The sequence below is a fragment of the Mesorhizobium sp. J428 genome (assembly GCF_024699925.1).
Lineage (GTDB): Bacteria > Pseudomonadota > Alphaproteobacteria > Rhizobiales > Rhizobiaceae > Mesorhizobium_A.
On the sequence record NZ_JAJOMX010000001.1, the window covers coordinates 3,475,186 to 3,499,485 of the forward strand.

The 24,300-nt window shown below is 65.8% G+C and carries 22 protein-coding genes; 9 read left to right on the forward strand and 13 right to left on the reverse strand.

Features of this window, described 5'->3' with window-relative positions; genetic code table 11:
* Positions 1-10: 10 nt before the first annotated feature.
* Positions 11-499 (reverse strand): CAP domain-containing protein, encoded by a 489-nt coding sequence (locus LRS09_RS17435; RefSeq protein WP_257808106.1) that lies wholly within the window; start codon positions 497-499, stop codon positions 11-13.
* 220 nt (positions 500-719) lie between these two features.
* Between LRS09_RS17435 and LRS09_RS17440 the strand changes: the two genes are divergently transcribed.
* Both LRS09_RS17440 and LRS09_RS17445 read left to right on the forward strand, forming a co-directional pair.
* Positions 720-938 carry a hypothetical protein gene (locus LRS09_RS17440; RefSeq protein ID WP_257808107.1) on the forward strand — a complete coding sequence of 73 codons (219 nt, stop codon included), beginning with the start codon at positions 720-722 and terminating at the stop codon, positions 936-938.
* Positions 939-1,125: 187 nt separating this feature from the next.
* Complete coding sequence (locus LRS09_RS17445) at positions 1,126-1,446, forward strand: hypothetical protein (RefSeq protein ID WP_257808109.1); 321 nt, start codon at positions 1,126-1,128, stop codon at positions 1,444-1,446.
* Between the two features lie 51 nt (positions 1,447-1,497).
* Here the strand turns inward: LRS09_RS17445 and LRS09_RS17450 are convergent, their stop codons facing one another.
* The 6 genes from LRS09_RS17450 to aceA all read right to left on the reverse strand — a co-directional run bounded on the left by LRS09_RS17450 (position 1,498) and on the right by aceA (position 8,300).
* A complete protein-coding gene (locus LRS09_RS17450; protein ID WP_257808110.1) occupies positions 1,498-2,781 on the reverse strand; it encodes an FAD-binding oxidoreductase in 1,284 nt (427 codons plus the stop codon).
* Between the two features lie 107 nt (positions 2,782-2,888).
* Positions 2,889-4,322 carry a glutamine synthetase family protein gene (locus LRS09_RS17455; protein WP_257808111.1) on the reverse strand — a complete coding sequence of 478 codons (1,434 nt, stop codon included), beginning with the start codon at positions 4,320-4,322 and terminating at the stop codon, positions 2,889-2,891.
* A 92-nt stretch (positions 4,323-4,414) separates the two neighbouring features.
* Positions 4,415-5,962 carry a WD40 repeat domain-containing protein gene (locus LRS09_RS17460; RefSeq protein WP_257808112.1) on the reverse strand — a complete coding sequence of 516 codons (1,548 nt, stop codon included), beginning with the start codon at positions 5,960-5,962 and terminating at the stop codon, positions 4,415-4,417.
* A gap of 66 nt (positions 5,963-6,028) precedes the next feature.
* The gene (locus LRS09_RS17465; RefSeq protein ID WP_257808113.1) at positions 6,029-6,481 is read right to left on the reverse strand and encodes a response regulator; all 453 of its coding nucleotides are present in this window, start codon (positions 6,479-6,481) and stop codon (positions 6,029-6,031) included.
* A 189-nt stretch (positions 6,482-6,670) separates the two neighbouring features.
* A complete protein-coding gene (locus LRS09_RS17470) occupies positions 6,671-6,913 on the reverse strand; it encodes a hypothetical protein (protein ID WP_257808114.1) in 243 nt (80 codons plus the stop codon).
* 97 nt (positions 6,914-7,010) lie between these two features.
* Positions 7,011-8,300 (reverse strand): isocitrate lyase, encoded by a 1,290-nt coding sequence (gene aceA, locus LRS09_RS17475; RefSeq protein WP_257808115.1) that lies wholly within the window; start codon positions 8,298-8,300, stop codon positions 7,011-7,013.
* Positions 8,301-8,537: 237 nt separating this feature from the next.
* Between aceA and LRS09_RS17480 the strand changes: the two genes are divergently transcribed.
* Positions 8,538-9,986, forward strand: a complete 1,449-nt coding sequence (locus LRS09_RS17480; protein WP_257808117.1) for an XRE family transcriptional regulator — start codon at positions 8,538-8,540, stop codon at positions 9,984-9,986.
* 18 nt (positions 9,987-10,004) lie between these two features.
* On the opposite strand, the gene LRS09_RS17485 is transcribed toward LRS09_RS17480, so the two are convergent.
* On the reverse strand, positions 10,005-10,940 hold the full coding sequence (locus tag LRS09_RS17485; protein WP_257808118.1) for an NADPH:quinone reductase: 936 nt from the start codon (positions 10,938-10,940) through the stop codon (positions 10,005-10,007).
* A gap of 48 nt (positions 10,941-10,988) precedes the next feature.
* The gene (locus tag LRS09_RS17490) at positions 10,989-11,609 is read right to left on the reverse strand and encodes a hypothetical protein (RefSeq protein ID WP_257808120.1); all 621 of its coding nucleotides are present in this window, start codon (positions 11,607-11,609) and stop codon (positions 10,989-10,991) included.
* A 133-nt stretch (positions 11,610-11,742) separates the two neighbouring features.
* Here LRS09_RS17490 and LRS09_RS17495 point away from each other — a divergent pair, with 133 nt between their 5' ends.
* The 5 genes from LRS09_RS17495 (at position 11,743) to LRS09_RS17515 (ending at position 16,929) form a co-directional block, all read left to right on the forward strand.
* Positions 11,743-12,681 carry a DMT family transporter gene (locus tag LRS09_RS17495; protein WP_257808121.1) on the forward strand — a complete coding sequence of 313 codons (939 nt, stop codon included), beginning with the start codon at positions 11,743-11,745 and terminating at the stop codon, positions 12,679-12,681.
* Positions 12,682-12,832: 151 nt separating this feature from the next.
* Positions 12,833-13,927, forward strand: coding sequence for a polyamine ABC transporter substrate-binding protein (locus tag LRS09_RS17500; protein ID WP_257808123.1), 1,095 nt, complete (start codon positions 12,833-12,835; stop codon positions 13,925-13,927).
* A gap of 63 nt (positions 13,928-13,990) precedes the next feature.
* On the forward strand, positions 13,991-15,130 hold the full coding sequence (locus tag LRS09_RS17505; protein WP_257808124.1) for an ABC transporter ATP-binding protein: 1,140 nt from the start codon (positions 13,991-13,993) through the stop codon (positions 15,128-15,130).
* 10 nt (positions 15,131-15,140) lie between these two features.
* Complete coding sequence (locus LRS09_RS17510) at positions 15,141-16,109, forward strand: ABC transporter permease subunit (RefSeq protein ID WP_257808125.1); 969 nt, start codon at positions 15,141-15,143, stop codon at positions 16,107-16,109.
* Between the two features lies 1 nt (position 16,110).
* Positions 16,111-16,929, forward strand: a complete 819-nt coding sequence (locus LRS09_RS17515) for an ABC transporter permease subunit (protein ID WP_257808126.1) — start codon at positions 16,111-16,113, stop codon at positions 16,927-16,929.
* On the opposite strand, the gene LRS09_RS17520 is transcribed toward LRS09_RS17515, so the two are convergent.
* Positions 16,926-17,171: a DUF6460 domain-containing protein gene (locus LRS09_RS17520; protein WP_257808128.1), complete on the reverse strand. Its 246-nt coding sequence runs from the start codon at positions 17,169-17,171 to the stop codon at positions 16,926-16,928. The two genes, LRS09_RS17515 and LRS09_RS17520, sit on opposite strands and share 4 nt — an antisense overlap.
* Before the next feature lie 66 nt (positions 17,172-17,237).
* Complete coding sequence (locus LRS09_RS17525) at positions 17,238-19,049, reverse strand: AsmA-like C-terminal region-containing protein (protein ID WP_257808130.1); 1,812 nt, start codon at positions 19,047-19,049, stop codon at positions 17,238-17,240.
* Between the two features lie 175 nt (positions 19,050-19,224).
* Here LRS09_RS17525 and LRS09_RS17530 point away from each other — a divergent pair, with 175 nt between their 5' ends.
* On the forward strand, positions 19,225-21,183 hold the full coding sequence (locus LRS09_RS17530) for an acetoacetate--CoA ligase (RefSeq protein ID WP_257808131.1): 1,959 nt from the start codon (positions 19,225-19,227) through the stop codon (positions 21,181-21,183).
* A gap of 282 nt (positions 21,184-21,465) precedes the next feature.
* Here LRS09_RS17530 and LRS09_RS17535 read toward each other — a convergent pair whose 3' ends face one another.
* Both LRS09_RS17535 and LRS09_RS17540 read right to left on the reverse strand, forming a co-directional pair.
* A complete protein-coding gene (locus tag LRS09_RS17535) occupies positions 21,466-23,157 on the reverse strand; it encodes an iron ABC transporter permease (RefSeq protein ID WP_257808132.1) in 1,692 nt (563 codons plus the stop codon).
* A 70-nt stretch (positions 23,158-23,227) separates the two neighbouring features.
* The gene (locus LRS09_RS17540) at positions 23,228-24,271 is read right to left on the reverse strand and encodes a Fe(3+) ABC transporter substrate-binding protein (RefSeq protein ID WP_257808133.1); all 1,044 of its coding nucleotides are present in this window, start codon (positions 24,269-24,271) and stop codon (positions 23,228-23,230) included.
* Positions 24,272-24,300 lie beyond the last annotated feature (29 nt).

Genomic DNA, 24,300 nt, shown 5'->3' on the forward strand with positions numbered 1-24,300 from the left:
GCCCGGACGCCTAGCGCGCGACGATCAGCGCCCAGTAGCGCCGGTCTCCCTCGCCCTTGGCGGAGGCCAGTCCGAAGCGGGTGAAGCGGGGGTCGAGCATGTTGCGCCGGTGGCCCGGCGAATTGACCCAGGCCTTGAAGAGACCTTCGAGTCCGAACCGGCCATAGGCGATGTTCTCGGCGGCGGCCGTTTCGACGCCGTTACCACGCACGCGGGTGAGGAAATCCTTTCCCCGGCCGGTCGTGTGCTTCATCCTGCCGGCTGCGGCCATCAGTTCGGCCTGCTGGCGCGCGGCGGCCTCAAGCCGGCTGTCGGGGGCGAGCGGGGAGAGGCCCGCGCCCTTGCGGATGGCAGCGAGATGTTGCTCCGCGGTGGCATTCGCGCCGGCGCCCTCGACCCTGAGCAGCGAGATCGACTGGCACCCCGAGAGCACCAGCACCATCATCAACGCCATCGCGACGCCGAGGGGCCAGAAAATCTTCGCTACTGTCTTGGTCACAACTCTACCCACTCATGCACTGCGGCTTCCAAGAGCGCCGGATCATGGCTTTTTGCGGATCACCGAAGCAGCGGCAGCCGGGCTCCGTGCCCGGCGATGAACTTCTTGTGACAATCCGTGATGGCCGTGCCGGAAACTTGCCCGTGAAAGCACCCGTATCCAGGTCAACCGCCCAATGATGGACGGGGAACACTGATCCAAGGTTAACAGGAGAGAAACCATGACCAAGTTTGCACTCGCCGCCGCGCTGACCCTCATCGCCGGCTCCGCTTTCGCGCAGGAAGTTCCGTTCTGGATCGTCGACGGCGATGTCGTCTACACCGGCCAGACCACCGCCGATGGGGCGGCTTTCACGGGAAATGCCTCCGCAACGGCGCGCTCGGGATTCATGCTCGACGGCGGCAACGTCAACTGGGACCAGAACTACAGCGGCAGGTAAGCCTTCGCAGCATCGGCCCTCGGCGTCGAACGCCCGCCATCAGGCGGGCGTTCGTGCGTCCGGGCTGGGCCGGCCTTGCCGGCGGGACATCCGGCCGCGTTGTGATGAAACCCGATCGCCTCCCGTACATTGAACAGGCAGACCGTTGCAGATCGGTCGACGAATCCGAAACGGAAAGGAGACTATCATGAAGAAGATCATTCTCGCCGCCGCGATCACCGCCGCCGCCGCGGGCGCGGCCTTCGCTCAGGAAGCGCCCTTCACCGTCATGAACGGCGAGGTGAAATATCCCGGCCAGATGGAGCGATACGAGCCGCGCGGTCCGTATTATGGCAATGCCTACTATGGCGACGCCTACGCACAGGTTCCCTCCAGCTACTACGTCGAGGAGCCCGGCTACATGATGGAGCCGCGTTATTCCTACGAACGCGCGCCGTCCAACGCCCCGGGCATCTACGCTTTCGACGGGCTGAACCTGAACAACGACCAGAATTACAGCGGCAAGTAGTGCGCTGCAGTCGAATGGTCGAAACGCCCGCCGAAGGCGGGCGTTTTCGTGTCAGAACCGGTCTCTGAGGGCGAACCAGGAGAGCGCCAGGAACAGCAGCGGCGAGCGGAAGCGCCGGCCGCCCGGGAAAGCCGGGATCTTGAGTTCCTCGAAGAGCTTCAGCCGGTCGCGGTTGCCGGCCACCGTCTCGGCGTAGAGCTTGCCCATGAAGTTGGACAGCATCACGCCGTGGCCGGAATAGCCGCCGGCCGAGATGACGTTCGGCATCACCTCGCGAACGAACGGCTTGCGCGGCACGGTGATACCGACATAGCCGCCCCATCCATGGGTGATCTCGACATCCCTCAGCGCCGGGTAGATCTCGGTGATCTGGCGGCGGATGTGCACGTGGATGTCCTTCGGATCCTTCACGGCGTAGATCTCGCGTCCGCCGAACAGGAGTTCGCCGCTCGGCGCGCGCCGGAAATAGCGCACCACGAAGCGTGAATCCGACACCGACTCGCCGCCGGGCAGAACGGGGCTCGCGGCGCCCAGCGGCACCGTGGCGCCGATGAACGAACCGATCGGCATGATGTGGGCGGCACTGACCGGTTCGAGATTGCCGCCATAGGCGTTGGTCGCGATAAGGCATTTCTGCGCGGTGACAGTTCCGCGCGGCGTCGTGACCCGCACCTTGCCGCCCTGCGCGGCGATCCCAGTCGCGGGTGTGTTCTCGTGCAGGTGCGCACCCGACTCAGCCGCCACCCGGGCCGTGCCGACGAGCAGCTTCATGGGGTGGATGTGGCCGGCGCCCGTGTCGCGCACGCCTCCGACATAGTGCGTCGAGCCGACCCGCTCGGCAGTCTCGGCCGCGTCCATGAGGGAGATGTTCGGATAGCCGAAGCGCGCGGCCGCCTCGGCATATTTTACGTAGTCGGGCAATTCGCGTGTCTTGTGCGTGACGTTCAGATGGCCCGGGCGGAAGTCGATCTCGATCCGGTTGGTCGACGCGAATTCCAACAGATGCGCCTTCGCCTCCTCGGCCAGGTCGAACAGCGCCTTGGCGCGGGTGAAGCCGAGCTCCTGCTCCATCTCCTCCGGTCCGGCGCGCTGGCCGGTGCCGAGCTGGCCGCCATTGCGGCCCGACGCGCCATCGCCGAAACGATGCGCTTCGAGGAGCACGACATTCGTTCCCGCCTTGGCGAGATGGACGGCGGCGGAAAGGCCGGTGTAGCCGCCGCCGATGATGACGACGTCGGTCGCGATGTCGCCGTCCAGGGGCGGGTATTCCGGCCGTTCACCGACGGTCGCTTCATACCAGGAATAACCAGGGGAGATGGGGGAAGTGTAAGGCATGGTGTTCTGCGAAGTGAGTAAGGGAACTACGTCCCGGCGAGCTTTGTGATCAATAGCCTAAGCAACTTCCCGACGCTTTCGATGATCTGCATCAACGAAGCCACCCCTCACACGTTCAGCAGCAGATACTCCCGCTCCCAGGGGCTGATCACCTCCATGAAGGTCTCGAACTCGGCCTTCTTGATGGCGGCGTAGGTCGACACGAACACGTCGCCCAGCATCGCGCGCAGCTGCTCGTCGTTCTCGAACAGCTCCACGGCCTCGAGCAGGCCGCGGGGCAGGTCGATCTCGTCCTCGTTCGCCGTCGTTCCGACCGGTGCGTCGGGCCGGATTTTCTGCTGCATGCCGATCAGGCCACAGGCGAGCGAGGCGGCGAGCGCCAGGTAGGGGTTGGCGTCGGACGAGGGGATGCGGTTCTCGACGCGCCGCGCCGCCGGGTCCGAACGCGGCACGCGGAAGGCGGTCGTGCGGTTGTCGTAGCCCCATTTCGTGTTGACGGGCGCGGAGGCCGCCTGCGTCAGCCGCCGGTAGGAGTTCACGTAGGGCGCGAACATTACGAGGGCTGCCGGCACGTGCTTCTGCATGCCGCCGATGAAGTGGCCGAAGGCGTCCGTCTCCGAACCGTCCTCGGCGGTGAAGACGTTCTTGCCCGTCTTCTTGTCGATGATCGACTGGTGGATGTGCATCGCCGAGCCGGGCTGGCCCTGGATCGGCTTTGCCATGAAGGTGGCATACATGTCGTGCTTCAGCGCCGCCTCGCGGATCGTGCGCTTGAACATGAACACCTGGTCGGCGAGCTCGATCGGGTCGCCGTGGCGCAGGTTGATCTCGAGTTGTCCGGCGCCCTCTTCGTGGATCAGCGTGTCGATCTCGAGACCCTGGCTGGCCGAGAAGTGATAGATGTCGTCGATCAGTTCGTCGAACTCGTTGACGCCGGCGATCGAATAGCCGGACCCGCCGGCGATCGGCCGTCCCGAGCGGCCGACCGGCGGCGTGAGCGGATAGTCCGGGTCAGGGTTCTTGCGCACGAGATAGAACTCGATCTCCGGCGCCACGACCGGCTTCAGTCCCATCCTGGTATATTCGCCGAGCACGCGGCGCAGGACGTTGCGCGGCGTGAACTCGACCAGCCGACCGTCCTGGTGGACGAGGTCACAGATGACCTGGGCCGTCGGGTCCGTTTCCCACGGCACAGAAGACAAGGTCGACAGGTCCGGCACCAGTTTCAGATCGCCGTCGTCCTCCGGATATTCGAAGCCGTTGCCGTCCTCCGGATAGTCGCCCGAGATCGTCATCATGAACGGCGCCGACGGCAGCGCCAGTGACGTGTTGGAGGTGAACTTCGTCGAGGGCATCATCTTGCCGCGCGCGACACCGGCCTGGTCCGGCGTGATGCATTCGATGTCCTCGATGCTGCGCCATTCCAGCCACTGGCTGGCTTCCTTCCAGTTCCTCACGCCGCGATAGTTCTTCAGGAATGCGGGCGTGCGTTCTCCGCCGCCTCGGCCTGACGGTCGGACTTCCTTCTTCGCGGGAGGCATCAATCACCAAGAGATGTTGCTGGTAAAGCCGACTATAGCCGCGCCCTCCGTGACTTGGGAAGGCCCCGGGTCCGGAATCCCGCCGATTCCGGCTATTGCGGGGCACCCGCAAGCACCGCGACGGCCGGCGGACCCGCTTCGCGCCAGATGCGGATCGAGCGGTCGTAACCACCCGTCAGCACGGTGCCCTCCGGTCCGAACGCGACCGAATAGACCGGTCCCCGATGGCCGACATACTGGGCGATCTCGGTGCCGTTCTCGAGATCCCAGAGCCGGGCGGTACCATCCAGCGAGCCGCTGAGGATACGCGTGCCGTCTTGCGACAGGGCGATCGTATAGACGGTCTGGGAATGTCCGTCGAACTGGCGCACAAGCCGCCCGCTCTGCAGTTCCCACAGCTTGATCGTCCGATCGCCGCTGCCGGTCACCGCGAATTTCCCGTCGTGGGTGAAGGCCATGCCGTAGGTGCCGCGCTCGTGCCCGCCCCAGTAGCGCAGCAGCGTCCCTTCGTTGACATCCCAAAGCTTCAGGTCGCCGTCGATGCTGCCGCTCAGCGCGCGGCTGCCGTCGTCCGAGATCGCGACGCCGGCGACCGACCAGCCATGAGCGCGTTCGACGTGCAGTGGCACGAGCTTCTCGAGATCCCAGAACAGCACCGTTCCCGCCTCGTGCCCGCTCACCATCCGCCGGCCGTCGGGGGAGATGGCGATCTTGTTCACGCCGCCATGGTCCTTGACGGAGAACACGTGCAGCGGGGCTCCATCGGCCAGGTTCCTGACGACGATCTCGCCATCGTCGCCGGCCGTGACGATCCGCTTGCCGTCGGGCAGGAAGATGGCCGATCGCACCATGTCGGGATGGCTTGCGACGGTCCTGACCAGCTTCCTGTCCGGGATGCTCCAGAGCTTGATGGTCTTGTCCGTGCTGGCGCTGAGGAAGGAGTTGCCGTCCGCCGCGAGCGACAGCCAGACCACGGCGTCGCGATGACCTTCCGCCTGCGTCGGCATGGGGTCAGGTTTCGGCATCGGCACGGTCGTGACCGGCGGGACTGTTGGCGGGGCGTTTTCGACGGGCGGCGCCGCAGCCGGAGGAGCGGCGGCGGTCTCCTGGGGCGCGGGCGGCGCGACCGTAGGCTCGACCGGAGCCGGGGCAGCAGGCGCAGGCGAAGTCTTTTCCTCCGTGCTCGCCGAAGGCGTCGCGGGTGCGGCCGGCGGCGCCTGCGCACCGGACGGAACGGGTTCGCCTGCCGCCTGTTGTCCAGAATCTTTGACGGGCTGTCCGGTCGTGCGCAGCAAGCCGAACTGATGCGCGCCAAGCGCCACGACGCCGACCACGCCCGCAACGGCGAGGAGAGGCACCAGCAGCGACCGGCTGGGTTTGGAGTCGACTGCGAACCTGCCGAACTGCTGGGTGTTCTGGACGTCGACACGCGGCCTGTCGGCGAGCCTCAAGAGCATGAGTGCTGCTCCGAACAGGCAGACCAAGCCGCTGGCGGCGAGGACCGCCACCAAAGCCGTATCGCTTGTCCATGACAGCGCCGACGACGTGCCGAGCAACAGATAGACGGCGCGAAGGCACCAGATGCCGATCGCCGCCGCCACGATGGCGAGAATACCTTGGGGAAGCCTGCCGAGCAGCATTAGCTCAACCCTCCTCCCCGCACTCTATCCCGCATGACGCAACGAAAGCTACCTGCCCCCGGCGTTTCAGGATCGGCGGTCGCGGACGGTCTCGATCAGCGGTTGCAGCCGTTCCGGCGTAACCGGCTTCGCGACAAGGGAATCGATCAATCCGCCCAGGTCCACGGTGTCCGGTGGCATGTTCTGCACCGTCAGCAGCACGACATGCGGCCTCGTGCCGTCCGACAGGCGCTTCTGCGCAGCGATCGGGGCGAGCGCAGCGTCGCACTCGCGCATGTCGCTGCCGCCATCCAGGATCACCATTAGCGGATCGATGCGGGCGATATGCGGCCCGGCCAGGCCGGGTTCACAGCTCACCGCCTTGAGACGCGCGCGCTCGACAATCCGCGACAGCACGATCAGGTTCACCGGCGAAGCGCTGACCACGATCACAGTCTCGGGCTGGGTGAGCGTCTGTCCGATGATCGCTTCCTGCGCTTCGTCGCGCGAGGCGATCGGGTCGACGTTCTCATTGGGCATCGGGCGGCACCGGCGGGCTGTTGGTCAGGATATTCCCTTAGTCATTTCAGGATCACGGCTCACGTCGAGCCGTAGGGCCTAATGCTGAGGATGAATTTCAACTATAACGGGATTTCCTGTCAAGCAAAGCAAAAAGGCCGGTGGATTTCTCCACCGGCCCTTTCGTCGTCATTTGTGCGAGCAGGACACTCAGCCTTTGTGCGACTGCGTCACAATCACCGGAATCAGCAGGTCGCCCCAGTTGCCTTCGCCGCCGTGGTGGCGGGCCGAGCGGACCAGCTCGACGGATACGCCGGCCTCGACGGCCTTCATCACCGACTGGTTGAGGCGATGCAGGTCGTTGGCGACCATGCGGATCACCGCCTGCTGGTCGTCGTTCATCGACGAGGACTGTTCCTCGGCGCGTTCCTTGACACGGGTCCTTGGGGTCATGGCTGTCTTCCTCAGGCTCTGATGGCCTCTCCAGGGTGTTTCCTCTGATACATCTCTCCGGGGCAGGTGTCCCGGAGATTCTTCGCGAACGGCCCGCTTACTCGGCGGCCGGACGGAACTGCTCGTGCTCGGTCGACTCGTGCATGGCCGTCGTCGACGACTTGCCGCCGGTGATCGCCATCGACACGGCGTCGAAGTAGCCGGTGCCGACCTCTCGCTGGTGCTTCGTCGCCGTGTAGCCGTTCACCTCCGCGGCGAACTCGGCCTCCTGCAGCTCCGAATAGGCCGCCATCTGGCGGTCCCTGTAGCCGCGGGCCAGTTCGAACATGCCGTAGTTCAGCTGGTGGAAGCCGGCCAGCGTGATGAACTGGAACTTGTAGCCCATCGCGCCGAGTTCCCGCTGGAACTTCGCGATCGTCGCGTCGTCCAGGTTCTTCTTCCAGTTGAACGAGGGCGAGCAGTTGTAGGCCAGCATCTTGCCCGGGTAGGCCCTGTGCACGGCTTCCGCGAACTTCCGCGCCTGGGCGAGGTCGGGTTTGCCGGTCTCCATCCAGATCAGGTCGCAGTTCGGCGCATAGGCGATCGCCCGCGCGATGCAGGGCTCGATGCCGTTGCGCACCTGGTAGAAGCCCTCGACCGTGCGCCCGGCGTCGTAGTCGACGAAGGGCTGGTCGCGCTCGTCGATGTCGGAGGTGAGCAGCTTGGCGGCCTCGGCGTCGGTGCGGGCGACGATCAGCGTCGAGGTGCCCATGACGTCGGCGGCGAGCCGCGCCGCGTTGAGGTTGCGGATGTGCGCCGCGGTCGGGATCAGCACCTTGCCGCCGAGATGGCCGCACTTCTTCTCCGACGCCAGCTGGTCCTCGAAGTGCACGCCCGCGGCGCCGGCCTCGATGAACGCCTTCATGATCTCGAACGCGTTCAGCGGGCCGCCGAAGCCGGCCTCCGCGTCGGCGACGATGGGGGCGAACCAGGTGTCGACCGACAGGCCGTTGCCTTCCGACGTCTCGATCTGGTCGGCGCGCTGCAGCGTGCGGTTGATGCGCTTGACGAGTTCCGGCGCGGCATTGGCCGGGTAGAGCGACTGGTCCGGATACATGGCGGACGCCGTGTTGGCGTCGGCGGCGACCTGCCAGCCGGACAGGTAGATCGCCTTCAGCCCGGCGCGCACCTGCTGCATCGCCTGGTTGCCCGACATGGCGCCCAGCGCGTTGACGAAGTTCTCCTCGTGAAGAAGCTTCCACAGGCGGTTTGCGCCCATCTCGGCCAGCGTCTGCCTGATCTGGACCGAGCCGCGCAGCCGCTTGACGTCTTCAGGGCTGTAGGGGCGCTCGATGCCATCGTAGCGGCCTTCCGGCGCGGACGGGACGAGATTGTAAAAATCGGTCATTGCGACTCTCCAGTGACAGGACGGGCATTTCGGTCCCGCCGTTTCCGATGTGACGGTATTTACATCGCAGCGCACCAAAAGCCAGAAAACTTCGAAAAAGCAGCCAAAAAATTAAGTTAGCCTGTGTTGCGATTTACTACGGCGCTGTGTAAATCTGTAAAAGATGTAAAAGCCACGCGATCGCAGGATTGGTCAAAAGTTGTAAATCACGCGTCGCGAGCCACTGGGAGCCGTCCTATGGCCGAGCAGAAGATCTTCGCCGGACCGCGCATCAGGCGCATCCGCAACGCCAAGGGGCTGACCCAGACGTCGATGGCCGAGGGGCTGGGCATCTCGCCGTCCTATCTCAACCTGATCGAGCGCAACCAGCGGCCGCTGACCGTGCAGCTCATCCTCAAGCTCGCCTCCGTCTACAAGGTGGAGCCTGACGAACTGCAGGCCGAGGCCGGCGGCACGATTTCCGCTCTGAAGGAGGTGTTCGCCGACCCCCTGTTGGCCGGCGAGCTGCCCGGGGACCAGGAACTTCTGGAGATCGCGGAAGCCGCGCCCAACGTCTCGTCGGGCGTGATCAAGCTCTTCCGCGCCTATCGCGAGCAGGCCGTGCGGCTGTCGGACCTGTCGGAAATGCTTGCGCGTGATGGCCGCGCCACTGCGCTGTCCTCAGCCCGCCTGCCGATCGATGAGGTGCACGAGGTGTTCGAGCGGCGTCCGAACCACTTCGCCTCGATCGAGGAGGAGGCGGAGGCCTTCACTGCGCTTCTCCAGCCCGGCGACGACCTCGCCGGCGCGCTCAAGGCCTGGCTGAAGCGCGAGGCGGGTATCATCGTGCGCGTACTGCCGGTGGCGACCATGCCCAACTGGCGCCGCCGCTACGATCGCCATTCGCAGCGCCTGTTCATCTCCGAGCGGCTGTCGCCCTTCGACCAGCTGCGCGAGATCGCGATGGAGGCCTGCCTCGTTCGTATGAGCGTGGCGATCGGAGCCGAGCTCCAGGCGCTGAAACTGTCGTCTGACGAGGCGCGCAGGCTGGCGCGCTTCGAGCTGGCGCGCTACGCCGCCCATGCGCTGATGATGCCTTACGGCGCGTTTCATTCCGCGGCGCTGCGGGCCCGCTACGACATCGACGTGCTGCGCTCTCGCTTCGGCGTCTCCTTCGAGCAGGCGGCGAACCGGCTGACAATGCTGCAGCGGCCGGGCGCGCAGGGCGTGCCCTTCTTTATGCTGGAGGTCGACAATGCCGGCCACCGCTTCCGCAAGGCGGGCGCGCAAGGGTTCCCCCAGGCGCGCTTCGGCGGAGGCTGCCCGAAGCTCTCGGTCCATGCCGCCTTCGCCCAGCCGGCCCAGATTCTCGTCGAGGCCGTCGAAATGCCGGACGGGGCGGAATTCCTGACCATCGCCCGCACGCTCGAAGGTCCGCAGGGCGCCTTCAACGAACGCCCCCGCCGCACAGCGCTGCTGCTCGGCTGCGACATCGGCTTCAGGGATGAGATCGTCTACGCGATGGCGCTGCCGGGCGGCCAGCCCGGCACCGCGGCCAAGCCCGGCCAGGTTCCGGCGATCGCCGTCGGCCCGGCCTGCCGGCTCTGCGAACGCTCCGGCTGCCTGGCGCGGGCCGAGCCGCCGGTGACGCGGCCATTGGGGCTGGATGAGATGGTGACGGGACTGAGCGCGTTCGATTTCAGGTGAGGGCCTTCAGGTGAAGTTCTAGGCCACATCCAGCACCACGTTGCCGACCGACCTGCCGGCCTCGACCTCTTCATGCGCTCTCGCGATGTCGCGCAGCAGAAAACGGGGGCCGATCGAGTGGCGGATGCCGCCGTCTTCGAGCGCCTTGGTCAGTTCGGCGATCGTCGCTTTCCTGTCCTCCGGCTTGAGTTCGTAGAGGAGGAAGAACTTCAGCGTGTAGCTGTTCCAGAGCAGGGCCAGGAAATTGAGCGCGATGTCGGTCGGCTGGTTCGAGCCGTAGCAGACCATCGTTCCGTGCGGCGCCATCACGGCCTCCGCGATCAGCCGCGCGCTGGAGGAGAGGTCCATGTCGATGATGCCATCGACGCCCTTGCCCTTGGTCAGGTCCTTCACGACCTTGGCAACATCCTTGGTCTGGTAGTCGACTACGAAATCGGCGCCGCCGCTGCGGGCATGTTCGGCCTTGGCGGCGGAGGCGGTGCCGATCACGCGCGCGCCCCGGGCCTTGGCAAATTGCGAGGCATAGTGGCCGACCGACGATCCGGCGCCGGTGATGAGCAGCGTCTTGCCGCCGACGGGTCCGAACAGGCGCAGGGCCTGCAGTGCGGTCAGCGCCGGAATGCCGAGGCATGCGCCGGTCGCGAAGTCGATCTTCGGCGGCAGGCGCACCGCCTGCTCGGCAGGAAGGACGCAATATTCGGCGGCGGTGCCGAACGGCCGTTTCCACTGCCCGTTCCAGATCCAGACGCGCTCGCCGATGCGGGCGTGGTCCACGCCCTTGCCGACGGCCTCGATCACGCCGGCCCCGTCCGAATGCGGAATGATGCGTGGCCACATCAGCGGCCGTCCGCGCCGGCTCTTCACGTCGGAAGGGTTCACGCCAGAGGTGTGGATCTTCACCCGCACCTCGTTCAGCCCCGGCTCGGGCGTTTCCATCTCGCCGACATGCAGCACCTGCGCCGCGGCGCCGTTGTGCTCGTGCCCAAGCTGCTTGCATCTCGATCACCTCCCACTGCTTTCGGCGCGCAGGCGCCCAGGACCGCTCTTGGTCTCCGAACCGAAGTAATAGCGCATGACAAGGACGCACGACCACAGCACAACGACCGGCGCCAAATGCAGCGTTGCCTCCAACGGGAAACGGCTGAGCAGCAGCCAGTGTGCAATGGAGAGCACGAGCACTGGATAGGCCAGCCGCTGGATCCTCTTCCACCAAACGCCGAGCCGGACCGCCGCTCCGGCATTGGAGATCGACGCGATCCCCGCAAGCAGCGCGAAGGCTGCCCATCCGGTCCACATCGAGGCGAAGGCCATGCCCTCGATGATCCAGTCGAGCCGGCCGATGCTGGCCGAAAAGACGACCACGTGGAACAGGGCGTAGAAGAAGGCCGAGAGGCCGAAGATCCGGCGGCGCGAGACCAGCCAGGCGATCCAGCGGCCCTGCGGGAACAGGGCGCGCAGCGGCGAGAGGCAGAGCGTGACGACCAAGAGCTTGGTCGCGACGTCGCCCGACGGGCGGATTGCAAAGCGCCAAGGTTCGCCGTTCGCCAGCCCCGCGGCGAGGACCATCGCCGGCAAGGCCAGCAGCAGGCAGAGAACGGCGTTGGGTCGCGAAAGGGTCGGCATGTGTCCCGTGTCGCAGGTGATACAAATCAAAGCGCGGGCTGGATCACGCCCCGCTTCGCCTTCTGCTCTAACGCGATAGGAGGATTCGCTCAGGCCGCGCAACCGCGCGGCCGGCAGCATATGGCACCAGGACATGGCAGAGACGGCAGTTCAGGCTTCGCCGAAGCGCGGCGACGAGAGGCTGGGGTTCATCCTGGTCACGCTGTCTGCTCTGTTCTGGAGCTTCGGCGGGGCGATCGCGCGGTTCGTCGAAGCGGGCGACAGCTGGACCGTCGTGTTCTGGCGCTCGGTCTGGGCGGCCGCGTTCCTGATCGGCTTCATGGTCTGGCGCGACGGCGTGCGCGGCACGCTGGCGCTGTTCAGGAAAATGGGTCTGCCGGGTGTCGCCGTGGGCATGTGCTTCGCGATCGCCTCGACCAGCTTCGTCGTGGCGCTCGCCTACACGACGGTCGCGAACGTGGTACTGATGCAGGCCGGCGTGCCGCTGCTTGCCGCCCTGATGGGCTGGATCATCTTCCGCGAGCGTGTCTCGCTTCCAACCTGGTTCGCCATTGCCGCGGTGATCGCAGGCGTAGCGATCATGGTGTCTGAATCCTTCACCGGCGACGTGTCGCCAATCGGCGACGGGCTGGCGCTGCTGATCGCGGTCGCCTTCTCCTCGGCCACCGTGATGACCCGCCGGTTCGCCCATGTGCGCATGACGCCGGCGACCTGTCTCGGCACGCTCATCGCGGCTGCCTTCGCCGCGACGCAGGCCTCGACCGTCATGGTGAGCGGCGTCGACATGGCGTGGCTGTTCGCCTTCGGCGCGCTCAATCTCGGTCTCGGCCTTGCGCTGTTCGCCACGGGCGCGCGGCTGATTCCAGCTGCCTTCGCAGCGCTTCTCGGGACACTCGAAACCGTCCTCGGCCCGGTCTGGGTGTGGCTGATCCACGGCGAAACGCCGTCGGCGCGCACCGTGCTCGGCGGGACGGTGATCTTCGCTGCCCTTCTCGTCCACATCGCGCTCGAATTCCGCCGCCAGGCGCAGCCGCGCAAGCCGGGCGTCACCGGCATGCCCGCGCCGCGCTGAGGTCCCCTGGGCGGCCTCTGGCCGGTTGCCGTTCCGTCCTGGATTTCGAGGCTTGCCGCACTGCGAAAACGCCAATAGGCTGGATTCAAACCCGGCCCTGAAGGACCGCTGTGGGAGCCGGGATTGGGGTTAAGACAGAGGAGAATACTCGATGCGCAAGGCAATCGGGATCACGGCCGCGACCGCACTGGCAAGCATCTTCGCCTTCGGCGCCTTCGCTCAGGAAAAAGTCGTCAACGTCTACAACTGGTCTGACTATATCGACGATTCCATCCTCGAGGACTTCACCAAGGAGACCGGGATCAAGGTCGTCTACGACGTGTTCGATTCCAACGAGATCCTCGAAACCAAGCTGCTCGCGGGCGGTACCGGCTACGACGTCGTCGTTCCCACCGGTGCGTTCCTCGCGCGCCAGATCGAGGCCGGCGTGTTCCAGAAGCTCGACAAGGCGAAGCTGCCGAACATCTCCAACATGTGGGACGTGGTGGCCACCCAGACGGCGAAATACGATCCGGACAACGCCTATTCGGTCAACTACATGTGGGGCACGACCGGCATCGGCTACAACGTCAAGAAGATCCAGGACGCGCTCGGCGTCGACAAGATCGACTCGTGGAAGACGGTGTTCGATCCGGAAGCGATGAAGAAGCTCAACGAGTGCGGCGTCTATATGCTCGACGCGCCGCAGGAGATCATCCCGACGGCCCTGAACTTCCTCGGCCTCAATCCGGACAGCCGTGACCCGGCCGAGCTCGCCAAGGCCGAGGAACTGCTGCTGGCCATCCGGCCCTACGTGCGCAAGTTCCACTCGTCCGAATACATCAACGCGCTCGCCAATGGCGACATCTGCCTCGCCGTCGGCTGGTCGGGCGACGTGTTCCAGGCGCGCGACCGCGCAGCAGAGGCCGACCAGGGCGTCGAGATCGCCTATTCCATCCCCGCGGAAGGCGCGGAGATGTGGTTCGACCAACTGGCGATCCCGGCGGACGCCAAGCATGTCGACGAGGCGCATGCCTTCATCAACTACATCATGAAGCCGGAAGTGGCCGCCAAGGCCTCCAACTACGTCTTCTACGCCAACGGCAACAAGGCCTCGCAGGAGCTTCTCGACAAGGAGGTGCTCGACGACCCCGCCATCTATCCGGATGAGGCGACGATGGCGAAGCTCTTCATCACGCTGCCTTACGATCCGAAGACGCAGCGGCTGATCACCCGGAGCTGGACCAAGATCGTTTCTGGACAGTGACATGAGAAAGCCCCGGCTCTCCCGGGGCTTTTTTCTTCGGGAATAGGGGGCGGGGGACGCCACATGAAATCGCTCGGCAGCATTCGCAGAAGCTTCGCGCCCTGGACGGACGCGACGGCGAAGCCTTACATTGTCTTCGAGAACGTCACGAAGAAGTTCTCCGACTTCGTCGCGGTCAACAACCTGTCGCTCGCCATCTACGAGCGCGAGTTCTTCGCGCTTCTGGGCGGGTCAGGTTCGGGCAAGTCGACGCTGCTGCGCATGCTTGCCGGCTTTGACGAGCCGACGTCGGGGCGCATCCTGCTGGACGGGCAGGACCTGCGCGGCATCCCGCCCTACAAGCGACCGCTCAACATGATGTTCCAGTCCTATGCGCTGTTCCCGCACATGACGGTGGCGCAGAACATCGGCTTCGGTCTGAAGCAGGAAGGCGTGGCGAAGGCCGAGATCGACAAGCGCGTCGCCGAGATGCTCAAGCTGGTCAAGCTCGAGCAGTTCGCGCAGCGCAAGCCCCACCAGCTCTCGGGCGGCCAGCGGCAGCGCGTGGCGCTGGCCCGCTCGGTGGCGAAACGGCCGAAAGTGCTTTTGCTCGACGAGCCGCTCGGCGCGCTCGACAAGAAGCTGCGCGAGGAAACCCAGTTCGAGCTGATGGACTTGCAGCAGAACCTCGGCCTCACCTTCATCATCGTCACGCACGACCAGGAAGAGGCGATGACGATGGCAGACCGCATCGCCATCCTCGACAAAGGGCAACTGATGCAGGTCGCGACCCCGGCCGAGGTCTACGAGGCGCCGGTGTCGCGCTTCGTCGCCAACTTCGTCGGCAACGTCAACATGCTCGAAGGCAAGGTGGCGGAGCGCGCCGAGAAGACGGCCCGCATCACGGGCGCGAGCGGCGCTCAGATCACCGTGGAGAACGCCGGCGAGGCAAAGGCTGGCGACGAGGTCGCCTTCGCGATCCGGCCCGAGAAGATCAAGGTCTCGTCGCGCAGGCCCGAAGGGGCGGCCAATGCGATGGAGGGCGAAGTGTATGACCTCGCCTATCTTGGCGACATGACCGTCTATCATGTGAAGCTGTCGGACGGGCAGGTCGTGAAGGCCTGCGCCCTGAACAGTTCCCGCGTGACGGAAGACCCGCTGACGTGGAACGACAAGGCCTGGATTTCCTTCGCGCCCGACGCCGGCGTCGTGCTGACGCGCTAGGAGAAGGCGCATGTCCGATCTCAGCACGTCCCTTCCGCAAGCCACTGTTCCGCGACCCGATGTCGTGACGCATACGCTGTGGGGCGCCATCAGCAGCCGGCTGGTGATCGCCGTCCCGTACCTCTGGCTGCTGGTCCTGTTCCTCATACCGTTCCTGATCGTCTTCAAGATCTCGCTGTCGCAAACGGCGATCGCGATGCCGCCCTATACGCCCACCTTCGACCTCTCGGCCGGCATTTCGGGCCTGTGGGAGGGGATCAGGGAATTCTCCTTCGACAATTATCTCTGGCTCGTCGACGATCCGCTCTACTTCAACGCCTATGTGTCGAGCGTGGTCATTGCCGGCATCTCGACCTTCCTCGCCCTTCTCGTCGGGTTCCCCATCGCCTACGGCATGGCGCGCGCGCCGACGACGCTGCGTCCGCTCCTCCTGATGCTGGTCATCCTGCCGTTCTGGACGAGCTTCCTGATCCGCGTCTACGCCTGGATCGGCATCCTGAAGCCCGAGGGACTGCTCAACCAGTTCCTGATCTGGACCGGCATTATCGACCAGCCGCTGATCATCCTGAACACGCACACGGCGATCTTCATCGGCATCGTCTATTCCTACCTGCCCTTCATGGTCCTGCCGCTCTATTCGACGCTGGAGAAGATGGACTATTCACTGATCGAGGCCGCGCAGGATCTCGGCTGTCCGCCGATTTCGGCGTTCTGGAAGATCACCTTCCCGCTGGCAATGCCCGGCATCGTCGCCGGCTGCCTGCTGGTCTTCATCCCGGCGACCGGCGAGTTCGTCATCCCCGACCTGCTCGGCGGGTCGCAGACGCTGATGATCGGCAAGACGCTGTGGAACGAGTTCTTCGCCAACCGCGACTGGCCGGTCTCTTCGGCCGTGGCGGTCATCCTGCTCCTGCTGCTGGTCGTGCCGATGATGTTCTTCCAGCGTGCGCAGGCCAAGGCGCAGGAAGAGGGACGGTGAGATGAGCCCGACCTGGTCCCGGTTCAACATCGCCTCGGTCGTGCTGGGCTTCGCGTTCCTCTACCTGCCGATCGTCCTTCTGGTGATCTTCTCGTTCAACGAATCGAAGCTGGTCACCGTCTGGGCCGGCTTCTCGACCAAGTGGTACGGCGAGCTGTTCCGCAACCAGAGCCTCATGGATGCCGCCTGGGTGACCGCGCGCGTCGCCTTCCTGTCCGCGACCTTCGCCACCATCCTCGGCACGATGGCAGCCCTCGCACTCACCCGCTACACGCGCTTCCGCGGCCGCATGCTGTTCTCGGGCATGGTCTTCGCGCCGCTGGTGATGCCCGAAGTCATCACCGGCCTGTCGCTGCTCCTTCTGTTCGTCGCCGTCGGCCTCGACCGCGGCTTCCTCACCGTGACGCTGGCGCACATCACCTTCTCGATGTGCTTCGTCGCCGTGGTCGTGCAGTCGCGGCTGATGACCTTCGATCGCTCGCTCGAGGAAGCGGCGATGGACCTGGGCGCGACGCCGGCGAAGACCTTCTTCCAGATCACGCTGCCGGTCATCCTGCCGGCGGTGGTCTCGGGCTGGATGCTCGCCTTCACGCTGTCGCTCGACGACCTGGTCATCGCCAGCTTCACGTCGGGCCCAGGCGCGACCACGCTGCCGATGAAGATCTACAGCCAGGTGCGTCTCGGCGTGACCCCGGAGATCAACGCCGCCTGCACCATCCTGATCGGCATCGTGGCGACCGGCGTCATCATCGCCTCGATCGTCAACAAACGCCGCGAGGTCCAGCGGCTGCGCGACGAAAGGGCGGCCGAGCGCGGCTAAGGTCCGCGCGGCGGCCGCAAAAGGGCGACCACCAGCCAGATCGGCAGGATCACCATCGAGCCGAGGATGAGGTTCGGTAGCGCCCAGGCCGCACCCTGCTGCAGCAGTTCCATCGTCCGCTCCGGCGTGAGGCCGAGTTCGATCAGGATGTCGGCGGCAGACAGGTCGAGCGCCGACAGGGCCGCGCCCGTCAGCAGCGATACGACCACGATCTTGAATACGCCGGAAATGATCCTGAACATTCCGCGTCCCGCCTGCAGGGCGAGACTATAGCGATTCGCCGCTGAGTTGAATCGGTCTCGCGCCGGCTACGGCTCGAATGTCGCCAAAACCGCCGACATGTAGGGCGCATCCCAGGATCCTCCGATAAAGAAGAACCTTGGTTCCTCTGTCGGAGATTGTGCCGGCTGCGCCCCGGCAGGCGCGCGCTTGTCGAGGCTGAGCGAGAGCGCGAGGCTGCGGCCGACGAAGGGCACGATTCCGTTGAGCGTCAGGGTGTCGCCCGACGTCCACGCCTTGGCCGCATCGATCCGCGCGACCCCGTTGCCGATCGTTGCCTTGAACTCCGCGCCCTCGATCGCGAGGGAGCCGCCTCCGACCGCGCTGAGCGGGAAGAACCCCGCGCCAGGCTGGTTTGCTCTCAGCTTGTCGAGGTTGAAGTCCTGCAGCGAACCCGCCCCGAGCTTGCCGCTGATCGTGCCCTCGGTCATGTAGGGCAAGGAGGTCGTGTCGGTGATCGGGCTCTTGAGCACGACGCTCAGCGACCCCTTCGCCTGCGGGGCGTTGCGGCTCCAACTGACCCGCTCCGCCATCTGCGCCCAGTCGATCCCGACCGCCGAGACCCGCATCTCGCCAATCTCGCCCTCCGGCTTGCGGTCGACCCGGAATCCGGCCTGGATCTCGCCTCCGAGCGCGGTGGCGTCGGAGATGTCGAATGCGGCGAAGCCGCTTCTCACCTGTGCCGTCGCGGCGACGTCGGTCAGCTGGATGCCGCCGCCTGTCGCGCGCCCCGCCGAAAGGCGCAGGTCGAGGCTCAACTGATCCGTGAAGGCGAGGTCAAAGACCGGGCGGTCCGAGGTCTGGCTGAGAGGCGCGGAGAAGGCGGCAAGGAAGCGCCCGAGATCGAGCGTCTCGAAGGCGAGCGTGCCCGACACGCTCGGCACCGGCCCGGACAGGGCGAGCTCCAGCGCACCCGCGCCCGGATTCTCGTTGATCGTCAGACGTGCGTCGGAGAGCTTCACGCCGTTCATGTCGCCGGTCGCGTTGCCAGTCAGGGAAAGCGCACCCATCGCGGCGCCCGGCGGGATGTCGGTCTGCGACCATTCGAGCGCCCGGCGCACGGAAGGCGAGCTCGCCGTCAGTGACCCATCGAAGGAGAAGCCTTCGCTGCGCGACACCACGCCCGAGAATGCAGCCTTGAACGGATCGGACTCGAAGGAGGCCGTCACCGCGCTCGCGTCGTGGGCGGCGAGCTTCAGCGGGGCGTCGACGCGCACGGCGTATCGAATGGATTCGCCTCGCCATATGCCGCTGCCGTTGAGCAGCGCCGGCGAGGCCGCCGTGCCCCATTCGGCCATCCCGCTCAGGTCGGTGGCAATGTCGCGGTCGCCCGTCGCGGTGACCAGTCGTCCCTCCGAGAAGCGGATGACGCCGAGGGCGGGACCGCCGCGCGGCATGTCCTTTCCGGCCGACTTGAGGATTTCGGCAAGACGCCCGCCGTCGGGCAGGAAGGGGAGGTGGAAGCGCTGGCTGATCTGCTCGACGCGCAGCACGGGACGCTCCAGCGTCACCATGTCGAACTCGATCCAGCCGAGCAGCGCCTGCCAGGTGGACAGGTTGACGACCAGCCGTTCGGTCTCCAGCACAGGCGGAGCGTCGGGCGCGCCCCAGCGACGGAAGCTGACATTCTCGAAGACGGCCTTGAGCGAGGGCCACAGCACGAGGTCCGGAGCCTCGCCGAGCGTCACCCGGTATCCGGTGCGCGCCGACAGTTCCTGCGAGATACGGGTGCGCACGATCTGGGTGGAGGCGATGAGCGGCAGGGAGACCAGCACGAGCGCGATCGCGACGCAGGCCGCGACAACCACCCAGATGGCTTTCCTGACAAGGGGAGCCGGCATACATCCTCAATGTCGGTCATTTAGCGCCGACATGCCCCGTTTATCGTAAGGAGGTGCCTTTTCAAGCCATTGTGGCTGGTCAATGACGGTTGCACACAAGCCTTACGTATTTCTGCGACTTGCCCTCGAAGGACGCTACATGCATAACCCGGTCGCTTCCGGGAGAGAGTTGCCGATGACCGCCGCCAAGCCCTTGTGGACCCCTTCCTACGCTGCGGTGGAGGCCGCGCCGATGACGCGCTTCATGCGCGCGGCCGAGAAGGCCGGCGCCGGCCCGTTGTCAGGCTTCGACGACCTGCATCGCTGGTCTATCGACAGCCGGGAAGAGTTCTGGAGTCTCGTCTGGGATTTCGCTGGCATCGTCGGAGAAAAAGGCTCGCGCGTGCTGGTCGACGGCGACCGCATGCCGGGCGCGGCCTTCTTCCCGGATGCGAAGCTGAACTTTGCCGAGAACCTGCTGAAGATGCGCGGCGCGGGGGATGCCATCGTCTTCAAGGGCGAGGACAAGGTCTTGCGCCGCATGTCCTGGGACGAACTGCGCGCACTCGTTTCGCGGCTGCAGCAGGCGTTCACGGCGGCCGGCGTCAAGGCCGGCGACCGCGTCGCGGCGATGATGCCCAACATGCCGGAGACGGTGGCCTGCATGCTGGCGGCCACCTCGCTCGGCGCCATCTGGTCGTCTTGTTCGCCCGATTTCGGCGAGCAGGGTGTGCTCGACCGCTTCGGCCAGATCGAGCCGGTCGTCTTCGTCGCGCCCGATGGCTACTGGTATAACGGCAAGCAGAACAATGTCGTGGGCAAGGTGAAGGCGGTCCTGCAGCAACTGCCGACCGTTCGCCAGGCGATCATCGTCGACTATCTCGGAACGGCGTCGCAGGCGGTGACGGATCTGCCGAACGCGGTGACGCTCGAGGCCGCGATCGAAGGGTTTTCCGCAGCGGAGCCGACCTTCGTCCGGCTGCCCTTCTCCCACCCGCTCTACATCCTGTTCTCGTCCGGCACGACCGGCATTCCGAAATGCATCGTGCATTCGGCCGGCGGCACGCTGATCCAGCACGCCAAGGAGCACCGGCTCCATGCCGGCGTCGAGGACGGCGATCGCGTGTTCTACTTCACCACCTGCGGCTGGATGATGTGGAACTGGCTCGTTTCCGCGCTGGCCGCGAACGCAACGCTGCTGCTCTACGACGGCTCGCCTTTCCATCCGGACGGCAACGTGCTGTTCGACTTCGCCCAGGCCGAGAAGATGACCTATTTCGGCACCTCGGCCAAGTTCATCGACGCGCTGCGCAAGGCGGGCCTTTCGCCGAAGGACACGCATGACCTCTCGACCGTGCGCGTGATCTCGTCCACCGGCTCGCCGCTGTCGCCGGAGGGGTTCGCCTATGTCTACGAGGCGATCAAGCCGGAGGTGCACCTCGCCTCGATTTCCGGCGGCACCGACATCGTCTCCTGCTTCGTGCTCGGCGTGCCGCTGAAGCCGGTCTGGATCGGCGAGATCCAGGGGCCGGGCCTCGGCATGGCGGTGGACGTGTGGGACGACGACGGCAAGCACGTGGTCGGCGAGAAGGGTGAGCTGGTCTGCACCCGCGCCTTCCCGTCCATGCCGGTGATGTTCTGGAACGATCCGGAGGGGGCGAAGTATCACGCGGCCTATTTCGACCGCTTCGACAATGTCTGGTGCCATGGCGACTTTGCCGAATGGACCGAGCATGGCGGCATGATCATCCACGGCCGGTCGGATGCGACGCTCAATCCGGGCGGCGTGCGCATTGGCACGGCGGAGATTTACAACCAGGTCGAGCAGATGCCCGAGATCCTCGAGGCGCTCTGCATCGGCCAGGACTGGGACAACGACGTGCGCGTCGTGCTGTTCGTCCGCCTCGCCTCCGGCGTGTCGCTGGACGAGGACCTGGAGAAGCGCATCCGGACCAAGATCCGCACGGGCGCCACGCCGCGGCACGTGCCGGCCCGAATCGTCGAGGTCTCCGACATCCCGCGCACGAAATCGGGCAAGATCACCGAGCTCGCGGTGCGCGACGTGGTGCACGGGCGGGGCGTTAAGAACAAGGAAGCGCTCGCCAACCCCGAGGCGCTGGACCTCTTCCGCGACCTGCCGCAGCTGCGCGGCTAGAGCCCGGGCTTGGTTAACGATTTATGACGGCGAAATTTACCTAGACTTCAGGGGTGGTACACTTCCGTAAACATCGGCGTACTCCGGTAAGGAGTTGTTAAGAAGCCACCCTGATAGTCGTGTGTAACTTGAGGGAGAAATCCCTGCGTCCGGCCTGGCCGGATCCAGCCATTCGCTCAAGCCCCGTGTGACAGCAAATCTGACTGAGGCGCCATCGGCGCCTCTCTTTTTGCCTGGAGCAGGCCGGACCAAAAGGCCCTGCGCGCTTCTGTTGGAATTGCTCTAGAGTTCCGCCTCGCGGTCGCGCATCAGGGCGCCCGACAACAGCGCCACGGGCACCAGCGAGGTCGCGATGATGGCCAGCGCGGCGATCGCCCCGTCCTCGACGACCCCGCGCGAGGCGTTCTCGTAGACATAAGTCGCGAGCGTGTTGAAGCCGAAGGGCCTGAGCAGGATCGTCGCCGAGAGCTCCTTGATCGTGTCGACGAACACCAGCACCGTCGCGGTGAAGATCGCGGGGCCGAGCAGCGGCAGGATCACCGTCGTCGCGCTCTGCATCGGCGTACGCCCGAGGCTGCGGGCGGCCTCGTCGAGATTGGGCGGCAGCTTCTCGATTCCCGACCGGATCGAGCCCTCGGCGAGCGCGAGGAAGCGCAGCGAGCAGGCGAGGATCACGGCCATCGCCGATCCGGAGATCAACAGTCCGGTCGAAACGCCGAGATACTGCCGGGCCAATGCGTCGACGCCGTTGTCGAAGCGGGCAAGCACGAACAGCAGCCCGAGGCCGAGGATCGTGCCGGGCAGGGCGTATCCCAGCGTCGCGAGCCTGACCAGCATCCCCATCTCGCGCGTGCGCGCCAGCCGCAGCGCATAGGTGAGCAAGAGGGCCGCCGAGACGGTGATGACCGCCGTGCCCGTCGCCGCGACGACGCTGTGGAACAGCGCCCAGCCGAGGGTGGGATCGAAAAACTGATCGAGCCGCCGCATGGCATAGCGCGCGAAGACGTAGAGCGGGATGCCGAAGCCGGCGAGAACGGGGAGGGCAGCCGCGGCCGTCGCAAGCAGCGCCCGCCAGCCCCGCAGGACGGTGCGCGGCGGCCTGACCTTCATCTGCGTCGCGCGCGCCGAGTGGAAGCGCTGGTTGCGCCGCGCCCAGCGCTCGGCCCACAGGACGGCAAAGACGATGGCGAGCATCAGGAGCGCGATCTGCGCGGCACCTTCGAGGCTGCCGCGATTGAGCCAGGTGGAATAGACGGAGAAGGTGAGCGTGCGCACGCCGAGATATTCCGACGCGCCGATGTCGTTCAGCGTCTCCATCAGCACCAGCGCCACGCCGGCCGCGATGGCGGGCTTGGCCACGGGCAGCAGGATGCGCGTCAAGACCTTGAAGGGCGACGCGCCGAGCGTGCGCGCCACGTCCGCGATGTTGCGACCCTGCATGATGAAGACGATGCGGGTCGTCATGTAGACATAGGGAAACAGCACCGCCGACATGACCAGCGCCGCCCCGGCCGTCGAGCGGATGTCGGGGAACCAGTAGTCCGCGCGGGTCTGGAAGCCGAACAGCGCCCGGATCGCGCTCTGGACCGGGCCGGAGAAATGGAAGAACTCGGCGAAGGCATAGGCCGCGAGATAGGGCGGCACGGCAAAGGGCAAGACCAGCGCCCAGGACAGCAGACGGCGGAACGGAAAGTCGAACGCCACCACCAGCCAGGCGCTGACGACGCCGATCGAGGCCGTGCCGAGCGTGACCAGGAAGAGCAGCAGCGCCGTGGTCCGCACGGCGCCCGGCAGCACGTTGCGGAGCAGGTGGGGCCAGTCCTCGCCGCTGCCCGACAGGGCGATGAAGGCGAGTGCGACGACGGGTGCGAGCACCGCAGCCGCGATCAGCACCGCCGGCAGGAGCGCCAGCGCATGACGCGGCCGCCGGACGCGCGACGAACGATCGCTATGTGCCTTTTCCACCAGTGTCATGCGGTGCTCGTCACGACGAAGGCCGGGAAGGTCGCCCCACCCGGCCTTCGCAGATCCACTAGTGTCCGCCTCAGCTCGCCGGGCCGTCGTCGAGGCCGACGCGGTCGACCATCTCGGAGGCGGCCTTGCGGTTCTTGGCGATGTCGGCGAGCGGCAGCGTGTCGGCGTGCAGCGCACCGAAGCCCTTGACGATGTCGGACGGTGCGAGGCCCGGCTCGACCGGATATTCGAACACCTGCTCGGCATAGACCTGCTGCGCCTTGTGCGAGGACAGGAACTGGATGAGCTTCACCGCATTGTCGCGGTTCGGCGCGTTCTTGGCCAGCGCGACGCCCGACACGTTCACATGCGTGCCGCCATTCTCGAAGGTCGGGAAGACGACCTTGATGGCATTCGCCCAGTCCTTCTGCTCGGGATCCTTCTCGTTGGTCATCATCAAGCCGACATAGTAGGTGTTGCCGAGCGCGATGTCGCATTCGCCGGCCGCGATGGCCTTGGCCTGGTCGCGGTCGCCACCGTCGGGCTTGCGCGCCAGATTGGCCTTCACGCCCTTCAGCCATTCCTCGGTCTTGGCCTCGCCCCAATGCGCGATGGCGGCCGAGATGAGCGCCAGGTTGTAGTCGTGCTGGCCCGAACGGATGCAGATCTTGCCCTTCCACTTCGGGTCGGCGAGGTCGGCATAGGTGATCGCGCTGTCGCTCACCCGGTCCTTCGACGCGTAGACGACGCGGGCGCGCTTGGTGAGGCCGAACCAGTTGCCGGACGGGTCGCGGTATTCGGCGGGGATGTTGCCGTTGACGGTGGCGTCGTCGAGCGGCTGGGTGACGCCCGCATCGACCGTCTTGGCGAGGCGCGCGATGTCGACGGTGAGGATCACGTCGGCCGGCGAGTTGACGCCCTCGGCGGCGATGCGCTCCTCGAGGCCCTTGTCGAGGAACAGCACCTCGGTCTCGATGCCTGTCTCGGCCGTGAAGGCGTCGAGCACCGGCTTGATCAGGTCCGGCTGGCGGTAGGAATAGATGTTGACGGTCTGCGCGGACGCGCCCGAGGCGGCCAGCCCGATCGCGAGAGTGACACCGGCGAATGCGGCGTGGCGTGCGAAGGCTCGTATCATGGTCGTCTCCTGCCCTTCGTGATGAGGTT

Coding starts and splice junctions, on each gene's coding strand:
- LRS09_RS17450 (WP_257808110.1), bottom strand. CDS start 2,781: ATGCCTTACACTTCCCCCATCTCCCCTGGTTATTCCTGGTATGAAGCG.
- LRS09_RS17500 (WP_257808123.1), top strand. CDS start 12,833: ATGCGCAAGGCAATCGGGATCACGGCCGCGACCGCACTGGCAAGCATC.
- aceA (WP_257808115.1), bottom strand. CDS start 8,300: ATGACCGATTTTTACAATCTCGTCCCGTCCGCGCCGGAAGGCCGCTAC.
- LRS09_RS17470 (WP_257808114.1), bottom strand. CDS start 6,913: ATGACCCCAAGGACCCGTGTCAAGGAACGCGCCGAGGAACAGTCCTCG.
- LRS09_RS17440 (WP_257808107.1), top strand. CDS start 720: ATGACCAAGTTTGCACTCGCCGCCGCGCTGACCCTCATCGCCGGCTCC.
- LRS09_RS17465 (WP_257808113.1), bottom strand. CDS start 6,481: ATGCCCAATGAGAACGTCGACCCGATCGCCTCGCGCGACGAAGCGCAG.
- LRS09_RS17515 (WP_257808126.1), top strand. CDS start 16,111: ATGAGCCCGACCTGGTCCCGGTTCAACATCGCCTCGGTCGTGCTGGGC.
- LRS09_RS17445 (WP_257808109.1), top strand. CDS start 1,126: ATGAAGAAGATCATTCTCGCCGCCGCGATCACCGCCGCCGCCGCGGGC.
- LRS09_RS17530 (WP_257808131.1), top strand. CDS start 19,225: ATGACCGCCGCCAAGCCCTTGTGGACCCCTTCCTACGCTGCGGTGGAG.
- LRS09_RS17480 (WP_257808117.1), top strand. CDS start 8,538: ATGGCCGAGCAGAAGATCTTCGCCGGACCGCGCATCAGGCGCATCCGC.
- LRS09_RS17525 (WP_257808130.1), bottom strand. CDS start 19,049: ATGCCGGCTCCCCTTGTCAGGAAAGCCATCTGGGTGGTTGTCGCGGCC.
- LRS09_RS17505 (WP_257808124.1), top strand. CDS start 13,991: ATGAAATCGCTCGGCAGCATTCGCAGAAGCTTCGCGCCCTGGACGGAC.
- LRS09_RS17535 (WP_257808132.1), bottom strand. CDS start 23,157: ATGACACTGGTGGAAAAGGCACATAGCGATCGTTCGTCGCGCGTCCGG.
- LRS09_RS17510 (WP_257808125.1), top strand. CDS start 15,141: ATGTCCGATCTCAGCACGTCCCTTCCGCAAGCCACTGTTCCGCGACCC.
- LRS09_RS17490 (WP_257808120.1), bottom strand. CDS start 11,609: ATGCCGACCCTTTCGCGACCCAACGCCGTTCTCTGCCTGCTGCTGGCC.
- LRS09_RS17495 (WP_257808121.1), top strand. CDS start 11,743: ATGGCAGAGACGGCAGTTCAGGCTTCGCCGAAGCGCGGCGACGAGAGG.
- LRS09_RS17455 (WP_257808111.1), bottom strand. CDS start 4,322: ATGCCTCCCGCGAAGAAGGAAGTCCGACCGTCAGGCCGAGGCGGCGGA.
- LRS09_RS17520 (WP_257808128.1), bottom strand. CDS start 17,171: ATGTTCAGGATCATTTCCGGCGTATTCAAGATCGTGGTCGTATCGCTG.
- LRS09_RS17540 (WP_257808133.1), bottom strand. CDS start 24,271: ATGATACGAGCCTTCGCACGCCACGCCGCATTCGCCGGTGTCACTCTC.
- LRS09_RS17460 (WP_257808112.1), bottom strand. CDS start 5,962: ATGCTGCTCGGCAGGCTTCCCCAAGGTATTCTCGCCATCGTGGCGGCG.